This window comes from Salinisphaera sp. C84B14 (assembly GCF_040361435.1).
Classification (GTDB): Bacteria; Pseudomonadota; Gammaproteobacteria; order Nevskiales; family Salinisphaeraceae; genus Salinisphaera.
Genome location: NZ_APNL01000034.1, coordinates 1 through 10676 on the forward strand (window position 1 = coordinate 1; position 10676 = coordinate 10676).

The 10676-nt window shown below is 55.2% G+C and carries 8 protein-coding genes; 5 read left to right on the forward strand and 3 right to left on the reverse strand.

Annotated features, from left to right (window positions below):
- Positions 1 to 115 precede the first annotated feature (115 nt).
- From C84B14_RS17705 to C84B14_RS17715, 3 genes are read right to left on the reverse strand one after another with little or no spacing between them, the layout of a single operon-like run.
- Positions 116 to 748 (reverse strand): recombinase family protein, encoded by a 633-nt coding sequence (locus C84B14_RS17705; RefSeq protein WP_353226043.1) that lies wholly within the window; start codon positions 746 to 748, stop codon positions 116 to 118.
- 10 nt (positions 749 to 758) lie between these two features.
- On the reverse strand, positions 759 to 1148 hold the full coding sequence (locus C84B14_RS17710) for a type II toxin-antitoxin system VapC family toxin (protein ID WP_353226045.1): 390 nt from the start codon (positions 1146 to 1148) through the stop codon (positions 759 to 761).
- Positions 1141 to 1428 carry an AbrB/MazE/SpoVT family DNA-binding domain-containing protein gene (locus C84B14_RS17715; RefSeq protein ID WP_353226047.1) on the reverse strand — a complete coding sequence of 96 codons (288 nt, stop codon included), beginning with the start codon at positions 1426 to 1428 and terminating at the stop codon, positions 1141 to 1143. The genes C84B14_RS17710 and C84B14_RS17715 overlap by 8 nt, the downstream gene beginning before the upstream one ends.
- Positions 1429 to 1890: 462 nt before the next feature.
- Here C84B14_RS17715 and C84B14_RS17720 point away from each other — a divergent pair, with 462 nt between their 5' ends.
- From C84B14_RS17720 to C84B14_RS17740, 5 genes are all read left to right on the forward strand, one after another.
- The gene (locus tag C84B14_RS17720) at positions 1891 to 3396 is read left to right on the forward strand and encodes a P-loop ATPase, Sll1717 family (protein ID WP_353226048.1); all 1506 of its coding nucleotides are present in this window, start codon (positions 1891 to 1893) and stop codon (positions 3394 to 3396) included.
- Between the two features lie 319 nt (positions 3397 to 3715).
- Positions 3716 to 4009: a hypothetical protein gene (locus C84B14_RS17725; RefSeq protein ID WP_353226050.1), complete on the forward strand. Its 294-nt coding sequence runs from the start codon at positions 3716 to 3718 to the stop codon at positions 4007 to 4009.
- A gap of 187 nt (positions 4010 to 4196) precedes the next feature.
- Positions 4197 to 6920 (forward strand): DNA methyltransferase, encoded by a 2724-nt coding sequence (locus C84B14_RS17730; protein ID WP_353226052.1) that lies wholly within the window; start codon positions 4197 to 4199, stop codon positions 6918 to 6920.
- A gap of 338 nt (positions 6921 to 7258) precedes the next feature.
- The gene (locus tag C84B14_RS17735) at positions 7259 to 9022 is read left to right on the forward strand and encodes an ATP-dependent nuclease (protein WP_353226054.1); all 1764 of its coding nucleotides are present in this window, start codon (positions 7259 to 7261) and stop codon (positions 9020 to 9022) included.
- Complete coding sequence (locus C84B14_RS17740; RefSeq protein WP_353226056.1) at positions 9015 to 10541, forward strand: UvrD-helicase domain-containing protein; 1527 nt, start codon at positions 9015 to 9017, stop codon at positions 10539 to 10541. Before C84B14_RS17735 ends, C84B14_RS17740 begins: the two co-directional genes overlap by 8 nt.
- Positions 10542 to 10676 lie beyond the last annotated feature (135 nt).

A 10676-nucleotide genomic window follows, 5' to 3' on the forward strand; every position in this document is an offset into this window, starting at 1 on the left:
GTAGCGACCCAGGCTGATACCTGATAACACCGCTCGGTTGGGGGGGGGATAGCGGTCGCGCTACTGCCCAAAAGAAGCACACTGCGTTAATCGATCGTAGAACCTGTGCTCCGGCTTATGGCTGCGATATGAAACGGTGACCTGGTCGGCCTGACCAGACCCGTTTGACCTGACTGGTACTACAGCCCGCTAGCCGCGCGGTCTCGGCAATACTGTAACCACCTTTGCGCAAGGCCATGATTCGTTCGTGCAATGCCTTGTTTGGCCGGCGCCCGCGATATTTCCCTTGTTCTCGAGCGATCTCGATGCCTTGCCGTTGCCTGTGGCGCCGGTCCTCATAGTCATCGCGAGCCATCTGCAGCGACACCTTGAGCAGCATGTCTTGTACGGATTCGAGTACGACTTTTGAAACACCCTCGGCTTCAGCCGACACCTCGGTCAGATCGACGATTCCGGGCACTGCCAGTTTCGCGCCTTTGGCGCGAATAGTGGCCACCAGCTTCTCAGCGTCTTCCAAGGGAAGGCGGCTGATGCGGTCGATCTTCTCCGCGATCACGATCTCATCCGCCTGCAGATCGTGGATCATGCGTAAAAGCTCCGGACGATCCGCTCGGGCACCGGAAGCTTTCTCCCGGTAAACACCGGCGACATAATGTCCTGCAGCCTGGGCTTCGGCGATCAAGCGTTCCTGGCGCTGCAGATCCTGGCCGTCTGTACTCACGCGCAGATAGAGGCGAGCGACTTTCATAGGTTCACAGTTAGCGCAGAAGCTCGACATCGACCGCGGCCTCGCCGGCGATCGACTCCCACGCTCGATCCGTGGTGAGGGCGCGTGTGTTCCGAGCCTTGGCTAGGGCCAGGCACGCCCGATCGCCCAGCGAGAGGCCAGCGGATCGCGTAACCGATCGTAGCTGACCGACAGCCAACGCTTGATCGTAGTCGAATACCTGGATCGACAGCTGAAGTGTGTCGATCACGGTCTCGACGGTCTCGACTGGCATATCAAAAGCGAGCAAGCGTGTTGCGACCTCGGCGATATTGACCGTCGACACGAGCGCGCCCGGTAAATGAGCCTCCACCCGATCGCTGCCCGGCTCGTCGAATATCAGGGCCAGAATCGCGGACGCGTCGAGTACCACATCATCCACGAGCAGATGCGTCCTGTTCGTCGTTTTCGCGTACCGATTCTTCGCGCCGATCCTCGATCAGCTGGTCGGAGGCATACGCGCCCGAAGGTTTGAAAGGGGACGCAAGTTCTCGTACGCGTTTCAGGGCTTGGCTTGCCGTCGTGATACGGATTTCGTTATCGATCAGACTCACGATTAGGTGGCCCGAGCCTGCCAAGCCCAATGCGCGCCTCATATCCGCAGGCAGGTTCATGCGCCCATTCTCGGAAACGGGAATAGTACGCTGTTTCGGAGTGTTCATTACCATCACCCAATACTAAGTTAGATACAAATTATAGAACAGGTACAAATCCAACGATAGGGCCGCGAATAGGACGTGCTTGCGTGGCTCTTTTAGGTATACTCAAACGCGCTATTCTTCAGCCGCACGGCTCATAACTCGAAACACGATCTAAAAGAGCCAAGTTATTTTGAACCAGTCAAACGAGCCAAGCGCGTATCTAAATCAGAAATCGCGTCTAGTGCTCGGTGCGTTTCGATGGACCGCCGGCGGCGCTAACCATCTGCATACTGTTAGCGCCACGCAGAGGGCTGGTACCGACCCACAGCGGCCACCCCATAGCACATGACCGCGACACTTCTTGAGTTCGCGATCCTACTGCTTTCTCGAAGGCATGCCATAAGCAGGCATCGCTCACCTTTCCGTTCCACTGCCTGAATGGCATTCTTGTTAGCAGCCTTTCTCGATACCTAACGAGTTCTCATGTACGAAATATCAACTATAGAAAATTTCGGCGCAGTCGATGCCGACAACGATGATCTTCTCCTCCAAGTTTTCGAAGGGCACGAAGCTTTTGAAGCGGTATTAGCGCATTCACGTTATCTGATAACGGGAAGAAAAGGCTCCGGCAAAACGGCAATTTACAAGAAGCTCCTCTCTAGGGATCAAGCCCAAACGTTTGTATACGGCCATACCTTTTCAGACTACCCCTGGCACTACCACGATGCGCAAGCACGCGCCGGCATTCCAGATTACGACAAGTTCACGCACAGCTGGAAATATCTGATCTATCTGAGTTTAGCCAAAATTATTCTTAATCAAGACCAATCTCTACCCCATAACGACCGCAGCATGGAATGCATGGCTCCAATTGAACGGTTCGTTGTCGATACATATGGGTCCCGAGATCCTGACCTCACGCAAATATTTACGCCGACGAAAGAGATGCGCCTAAACCCGTACTTTCAGATAGACGTAAAAGCCCTCAAAGCGGGCGTATCGCCGGAGCGCGTTCCGATAAAGGAGCTGCCAACAGTCGTTCAAGACGTGAACAAGAACTTACAACATCTTATCCTCTCATCTGTAAATGAGGATAACGAATATCTAGTCGCTTTTGACCAACTAGATCTAGGATACGATCCAAAGAATGATGATTATAAAAACCGGCTTATCGGCTTGCTCCTAGCATGCCGCGATATTAATACCGCAGCTCGCGAAGCCGGTGTAAAAGTCTTCATAGCGATTTTCTTGAGAGACGATATATACAACAGTCTTCATTTCGAAGATAAGAATAAGATTACTGAAAATTTCGCTTGCCTTATCGAATGGGACACCCCACGGACCGAACGAACACTTAAGGACTTGATGGAAAAACGTTTTACTCTACGGTTAGGCGAGAAAAACGAAAAGATAACGTGGGGCAATATTTTTGACGAGGACCAAGAAATGACCGGCCGTCAGTCTAAATACAATCACATTACAGATAGGACTTATTTACGGCCAAGAGACGCCATCAAATTCTGTAACTTGATTTTGTCCCAATACAAAAGGCGGATAAAAAATGAAACATGTGATGAAGGGAAAATCGACAATGTCGACATCAATAATGCACGACATGGTTACAGCGAATACTTTCTCAAAGAGCTGGATGACGAAATTCACAAACACTTACCCGGTTACGAGCGTTATTTGGAGGTAGTAAAAGCGATCGGTGCATGGCAGTTCGACAAGGAGACGTTTATGTCAAAATGGTCCGATCAAGGGCTCGATGACGATAATCAAGCCCCATTAGAGGTTCTTAGACAGCTTTTTGAGTTTTCAGTCTTAGGTTTCTATCGGCCTGGCGGCGGTGGATATGGTGGATCTGAATACGTTTTCAAATATAAAGATCCTGGCGCGCAATTCGACGCTACTGCCACCCGGTTTCGAGTTCACCCCGGCCTGATTGAAGTATTAGGATTGAAGAGAACCAATGTCATCGACAGTTAGAACTGGCCGAAGAGAGGGGTCCGCGTGTGGCCGGTAGCGACCCAAAGCGGCCGTAATGTATGTAGCTTATCGATCTGCCTGGGCTCCGGATAATCGCTAGCACCCGTTGTGGCGATCGCGTACGACCCGACGTCATATCGCGCCATTAATGTAGATCGGCGCTGAGAATGACCACTCCTACCAATGCGACGCGTATCCCCGCGAAAGAATTTAGTATTCTTGCCGCCGCTAGATTGCACAGTCACGCCGTTGTCGCGCAAGCTCGGCATGAGCCGACAGGCGACGCAGCTTAGCGTTGGTTATAAAAAGTGAGTTGCGGATGCGTAAAAAAGCCCGAGAAACGAACGTTAAGGTCAGGCTGCGTCAAGGGATAGATTTGGCTGACCTAGAAAATTGGCACCAGAAGCTGAACGTGGATTGCGGTGCGGGAGGAGTAAGTATTGCCCGGCAAGTGAGGGAAGGTGGCGGAGTAGTTTCGATCAAATTGGCGCAGCTGCCATCCGCTATCGATACTCACGATGGATTGAATATTCTCAATACATTGTTTGAATTCGAAGATCCGAGATCTCTGTCGCCGCTTCTATACCAGCTGATTCGTGAGCGTGAGCGATAAAAAGCTACTCAACAGGTCGCTGCAGTTGACCGCCTCCGTAGCCTACGGTCGCTCCGGCGGCAACTGAGCTTCGGCGTTATCTAACTCACCAGTTTGGCCCGGCGACGGGGGTTCGACACAATGCACACACAGGCGGGGCGTCTTTATCGCCCGCCCAGCTGAATGATGAGCACAGGGGAGAGGGAGCTTGCCTCTAGCATGGAATGATATCCGCGACCGGGCGACAGCCTTCGCGCACGAGTGGGCGAATGCGAGCAGCGAGCGCGCCGAAGCCCAGACTTTCTGGAACGACTTTTTCGACGTGTTCGGCGTTAAACGTCGTCAGGTCGCAACGTTTGAAAAGCATGTCGAGAAATTCGGTGATGCCGGCGGCTATATCGACTGCTTCTGGCCTGGAACGCTCATTGCCGAGCACAAATCCCGGGGCAAGAATCTGGATTCCGCCTTCACCCAGGCCATTGACTACACCACTTACCTCAAGCCACGAGATCTACCGCAGTACATCGTGGTGTCGGACTTCGCCCGCATCCGCCTGCACGATCTCGTCAACGATACCGAAGCCGAGTTCGAGCTCGCCGAGCTGCCGAAACAGATCAAGCGGTTCAGCTTCATCGCAGGCTATAAGCCCCAGGTGCTTCGCCCAGAAGATCCGGTCAACATCGAGGCGGCCGAGCGCATGGGCCGCTTGCACGATCGGCTCAAGGAGACCGGCTATCAGGGGCACGAGCTCGAAATGCTGCTCGTGCGCCTGCTGTTCTGCCTGTTCGCCGAAGACACCGGTATCTTCCAACCTGCCCAGTCATTCCGACTGTGGTTGGAGGATCGCACGGCCGAAGATGGATCGGACTTGGGTGGCAAGCTCGCGCATGCGTTTCAGGTGCTCAACACCCCTCACGATCGACGCCAGGCCAACCTCGACGAACAGCTCGCCGAATTTCCCTATGTGAATGGCGATCTTTTTGCTGAGCGTCTGCCTATCTCGGCGTTCGACCGCCAAATGCGCGACGCGTTGCTCGACGCCTGCAGCCTCGACTGGAGCCAAATCAGCCCGGCTGTATTCGGCGCCATGTTCCAGTCGATCATGGATGACGAAGCGCGGCGCGACCTCGGCGCGCACTACACCAGCGAGCAGAACATCGAGAAGCTTATCAAGCCGTTGTTTTTCGATGAACTACGCGCCGAGTTCGAGCGGATCAGACACAACAAACACAAACTAGCCGACTTCCATCGTAAGCTGCGTACCCTCAAATTCCTCGATCCGGCATGTGGCTGCGGCAATTTCCTCGTCGTGACCTATCATGCGCTTCGCGAACTCGAACTCGATGTCCTGCGCGCCTCTGCATCCGGTTCCGGACAGCTTTCGCTGGACGTTGAAGACTTCATTAAGGTCGACGTGGATCAGTTCTACGGCATCGAGATCGAGGAATTTCCCGCGCGCATCGCCGAGGTTGCGCTCTGGCTGACCGATCACCAGATGAACGTTAAGGTCGGCGAAGAATTCGGCATGTACTTCGCCCGCATCCCGTTGCAGGCGACACCCCATATCCACAACGCCAATGCATTGCGTCTGGACTGGGAGGATGTGGTACCCAAGAACGAGCTGAGCTACATCATCGGCAACCCGCCCTTCTCCGGCGCCATGGTAATGACCGACTCGGCACGCTCCGATATGGCGAAGACCTTTTCCGACCTCAAAGGCGCCGGGGTGCTCGACTTCGTGGCCTGCTGGTACTGGCGCGCCGCCAAGTATGTCGAGGGCACCAGCATCGACGTGGGCTTTGTATCGACCAACTCGATTACGCAGGGCGAGCAAGTAGGTCTACTCTGGCGTCCAATGGTCCAAGGCTTCGGCATGTCAATACGTTTTGCCCACCGAACGTTTCGGTGGTCCAACGAAGCCCGCCGCGCGGCAGCCGTACATTGCGTGATCATCGGGTTCGGTCTGGATACGATCAGGCCGCGCATTCTCTACGACTACCAGACAGTCGACAGTGCACCCGATGCGATGACGGTGGACAACATCAACCCATACTTGGTCGGCGCACCGACCGTATTTCTCCCGAATCGATCAACCCCTTTGTGCGATGTACCCAAGCTGCGATTCGGCAATATGCCTCGCGACGGCGGGAACCTGCTGCTTGGCGAGGATGAGCGTAACGAGCTGATCGAAAATGAGCCGGCGATCGCCCCGTATGTGCTGCCCTTCATAAGCGCCCGCCAGTTCCTGAACAACCAGAAACGCTATTGCCTCTGGCTGGTGGAATGCCCGCCAAAAGTTCTCGCCGCCTGTCCGCACACGCGTAAACGCATCGCGGCCGTCAAAGCGTTTCGAGAAGCTAGCAAGGCCGCCAGCACCCGTCGATTCGCGCAGACACCGTCCGTCTTTTGCCAGATCGCCCAACCCGACAGCGATTACATCCTCGTGCCGCGGCATTCGTCGGAACGTCGACTCTATGTGCCGTTCGGTTTCTTCTCGCGCTACGAGATCGTGGCCGATAGCTGTAATGCGATCCCGGCTGCCAGCCTGTTTCACTTCGGCGTCATCACGTCGGCCATGCACATGGCCTGGATGCGCTATACCTGTGGGCGGTTGAAAAGCGACTTTCGGTATTCCAAAGACATCGTCTACAACAACTTCCCCTGGCCGCAATCGATCTCAGCAAGGCGTTACGGCGCGGTTGACGCGGCGGCGCAGGGAGTCCTCGATGCGCGGGCCCAGTATCCGGAGACTGCGCTGGCGGCTCTCTACGACCCACTGACCATGCCGCCGGCGCTGTTTGAGGCGCACCAATCCCTTGATCGCGTGGTGGATGCGGCCTATTCCCGGAAGAAATTTTCGGGCGATGCCGATCGCGCGGCTTTCCTGTTCGAGGAATACGCCAAGCTCACCGACCCCGCTGAATCGGGCTGAACGGAAGACGCAGGCATCATGCTGGCGGCCGCCTGCGCCGACTGAACGGTGGAGTCCATTCGACTATGGCCCAAGGACGCGTCTCGACCCGGGCTGTGTGAAAACTCTGATTATTGGCATTTCCAACGGGTCGTCTACCCCTGCCCAGTAGCCGATCGTGGCGTCAACGGGCGTACAGAGCGTCGGTTTTCAGCCGGCCCACAACCGCCGTGAGTTTTCACACAGCCTGGGCCCAAAGCGGACATCTTGAGGTTTGAACACGGGCTCGTATGCTCTTGGCTCATCTATTACTGATGCTGATGTAGCATCGATAGTGCGTCGTCGAACTAGAGAACAAGATGCCGGACTCAGCCCGCATTTATAAACTGAAAATCACGCGATTTCGCGGGATCGAAACGCTCGAATGGACCCCGGCACCGGGGATGAATGTCTTGATTGGAGGTGGTGACGCGGGAAAGACCACTATTCTCGATGCTCTCCAACTACTGTTACATCCTTCCAATCATGTCTCGGTGTCTGAATCCGATTACTGGCAGCGGCAGCATGACGATGAATTCGCCATTGAGGCGATCATCTCGCTGCCGGACTCTACCGAGATCGGTCACCAGCGAAAATTTGCCTGGCCCTGGCGGTGGAACGGCCATGAGGCGGTCATTCCATCTGCCGATGACGATGGCGCTGCAAATAGTGAGCCCGTATACCGCATTCGTGCGATCGGAACCGCCGATCTCGAGATGAGTTGGGAGATCGTCCAACCTAATGAGGAAACGGATTCATTATCAGCGGCTGTGCGTCGCAGAATTGGTATCGTACGCCTGACAAACGACACGCGTAACGATCGAGATCTGCGACTCGTCTATGGCTCGGCACTGGATCGGCTGGTTGCCGATCCGGCGCTAAGAGGTCGAGTCGGTCGTCGTCTTTCGGAGATTGACCTACGCGATGAAATAGGAGATGAATCGACCGCGGCATTGGCCGCACTGGATCAGACCCTCGCGGATGAACACTTGCCCCACAACTTAGCCTTGGGACTGACATCGAGCCAAGGGCTTTCAGTGGGCGCCCTCACAGGATTGCTTGCAACTCATACCGACGGAACCCTATTGCCACTTGCGAGTTGGGGATCAGGCACGCGCCGTATGGCTACGCTCCAGATCGCAAAAGCAACCGAAGCTGAGACGCGAATAACGGTTATCGACGAGATCGAGCGCGGGCTGGAACCCTATCGCTTGCGAAATCTAACGCGTTCGCTGCTGAATGATGGCGCACAAGGTTTCGTCACTACGCATAGCGCGGTCACTATCACCGCAATGACGGGCGCTCATCTCTGGTATCTCGATTCAGGCGGCCAAATAGGTGAGATCGACGGTGCTGAGATCGCACGGCAACAGCAGCGTGACCCCGAGACCTTTCTCGCCAAACTCACCGTGATCTGCGAGGGAGTTACGGAGATAGGATTCCTCTCAGTACTTCTTGAACGCGCAATCGCGGGAGACTACCGCGATTACGGCATTCATCTGGCTGATGGGCATGGCAACTCTTCCACGTTAGCGCTACTCAAGTCTCTAAGCAGCGCAGGCCTGAGGTTCGGAGGGTTTGCGGACGACGAGGGGTATGCCCAGGGGCAATGGGCTGACCTAAAGGCGAACATGGGCGAACAGCTTTTCCGGTGGCCACACGGCTGTACTGAAGAAGCCGTGATCGCAACCATCGGCGACGAGCAGCTACATAGCCTTCTATGTGACGAAGACGGTGATTTCATCGGTGATCGGATGCGAACGCTTGCGACTCGAATCGGCTCTGAAAGCAAAGCGATTGACGATATTGAAACGAGTTGCGCGCGCAGCGACCTTAAACTTCGTCAGCTCATTGTTGAGGCTGCGACCGGTACGGTGCGAGAAACTGCCGATCGGTCTGAGCGAAAGGAGTGGAAAGCTCATGCAAAGCACTGGTTCAAATCCGAGCTAGGCGGCCGTGAGCTTGCGTGCCACATGTTTGAATTTGGAGTCTGGCCTGCGCTACGAGACATTTTGCTGCCACACATTAATGCCATTCGCGTAGCCGTTGATCTGCCGACGATTGACGACATCAATTATGGATGACGACGAAATTGCTGCGCTGCTGGACTCGCGAGAGCGTCTAGTGACCGTATGTGCGCCGGCCGGGTGCGGCAAGACATACCAAGGTGCCCACTACGCTGCTCGGGCGCTGGCTCACTTGGATCGCGGGCGGGTATTAATCCTTACACATACCCACGCCGCCTGCGGCGTTTTCGCAGCGGCGACGCATAATGCGGGCGAGCGCGTTGAGATCAAAACGCTCGATGCGTTCATCGTTGAAATCGCCCGCATCTACCATCGGTCACTCGACTTGCCGTCTGATCCAGCCGCTTGGGCCCAAAGCCACCAAGGCGACTTCGCAGTCATCGCCGAGCGTGTGGCTGGCTTATTAATAAGCCAGCCTATGGTCGCGAACGCACTGGCGCAACGCTACCCAATCGTTATTGGTGACGAACACCAGGATTCAAGTACGGCACAGCACCAGTTGATGATGTCGTTGCACGGCGCCGGTGCCGTAATGAGGCTGTTTGGCGATCGAATGCAGACTCTTTATGGCAATAGAACTGCTGCAGAGCGCACGGCTGACCAAGTCCGTTGGAACGAACTGGACGACAAGGGAGCGATCAGCACGTTGAGTACTCCTCATCGGTGGCGCGACGGTTCAATCAATCTTGGGCAATGGATACTACGAGCACGTGAAGCGCTCGAAAATGATGAAGCGGTTGATCTTCGTGAGCCCTTGCCCGAGGGTTTAGAAGTAATTCGAGTCGCAAATAATGCCCAACGGCACAATGACTTCCGGCTCGATCCCGATGACCGGAGACCCATCGACGCAAAAGTGAACCGGCTAGCAAGCATACTGGTGCTCAGCCGGAATAACGATACGGTCAAGTCGCTACGGGTTTTCTGGAATCGGCGTTATCCAATCTGGGAGGGTCACACGCGCTACGCCCTGACTGACCTTTTGTTTGCGCTCGAGCATGATCGCGGCAACGCTGTGGCGCTCGCCAATGCCACGGTTACCTTTTTACAAAGAACGTGCAAAGGATTCGCGAATGGGAGCCACGGGGATCGTTTCGCGCAAGAGGTCCGCGAAGAATGCGTATCGAACGCCCGAGGCAAGCCAGCGCTGCTTCAAACTATGGCTCAAGAGTTGATCGATCGTCCCGACCACATCGGCGTCTCTCGATGCTTGCAGCTATTAGATTCGTTCATGTCCGACAGCCTCGGTGGGTTCACGGACATCAAAATCGACTATCGCCGCGAGTTTCGAGATGCAATCACGCTCGGCGACTTCCCTGATCCATTGAGCGCGCTACGCGAGATAAACCGGCGCCATGCCTTCAGCCGCCCAATGCCGCCGGATAAAGCGCTTAGCACGATCCATAAGGCTAAGGGCATGGAATGCGATCACGCGATTATCATGCCGTGCGATCGTCGCACCTTCAGCGATTCCGTAAAATCTCGATGCTTATTGTACGTCGCGTTGAGTCGCGCCAAACAAACACTCACGTTAGTAGTGCCGCACGACGAGCCCAGCCCGCTGCTTTTGTTGGACTGACGCAAACGGCTATGTTCCGCGATGAATTTCAAGGATTTATCGCGCGTGCGATTGAACTCTCTTCTGGGTGGTATGCGCTCTTAAATTCCGACGGCTAAATGACTGCTTTTGGCCCAGGCTGTGTGAAAACGCGTG